We start from the raw sequence: 884 nt of genomic DNA on the forward strand, positions 1-884 counted from the left end.
ACACAAAACACCGCAAGAACCCTGCTCATATCACACGTCCACTACCCGGTCCACAAACCACAACCCCAAACCACACCACACTCTTCCAGACACACGTGCTTAAGGTTTCGACGATTTTGCGGCTGTCACAGCGGCAGGGAAACGCCCGGTCCCATCCCGAACCCGGAAGCTAAGCCTGCCAGCGCCGATGGTACTGCACCCGACAGGGTGTGGGAGAGTAGGACACAGCCGCAACCACACATCATGCAGGGCCCCCAACACGAACACTGTTCGCGTTGGGGGCCCTCACCATTACCCCCACGGTAGACAGGCACACCCCGGCACGGTACGCGACATAGGGCACAGACCACACGGGGGCACCCCCAGTACGCCCGGTACGGGGATAAGCAAAAACACCCCCAAGCGACGACCACAGGTTAAGCAGGTATACCACTAAAAACGTCCACTCCTTGAGGAGTTGAGGTGGGATATTCCTACTTTGTGTTCAAGAACAATGCTGTATTGATCACCGTTTGCTCCCGAAACCTGAAAAGATCTGAGAAAATAGGAAGTCATTCAGATCAAAAGAGGGAGCTTACACCTGTGAGCAACGACGACTCATCAAACGCCTACGGTCGAGATTTCCGGGACCGTTCAGCACGCGGCGGGCGCCCCAGTAACAAAAGCAATGGGCAGCCCCGTGACAACAGCCGGAACTCACGTTCTTCAGACCAGTCGGCGGGAGAATGGGTAGACCGCCCACCGCGTGAAGATAACCGTGGTGGTCGTGGCTTCGAGCGCCGTGACGACAAGCGTGGTGGTCGTGGCTTCGAGCGTCGCGATGACAACCGTGGTCCGCGTCGTGAAGATGACCGTGGTGGTCGTGGCTTCGAGCGTCGTGATGA

The 884-nt window shown here is 57.6% G+C and carries 1 rRNA gene; it reads left to right on the plus strand.

Annotated elements, in window-relative coordinates:
- Window positions 1-117 precede the first annotated feature (117 nt).
- A 5S ribosomal RNA gene (rrf, locus tag G538_RS0112405) occupies window positions 118-234 on the plus strand.
- Window positions 235-884 lie beyond the last annotated feature (650 nt).

It is taken from the genome of Jonesia quinghaiensis DSM 15701 (genome assembly GCF_000423205.1).
Taxonomy (GTDB): Bacteria; Actinomycetota; Actinomycetes; order Actinomycetales; family Cellulomonadaceae; genus Jonesia; species Jonesia quinghaiensis.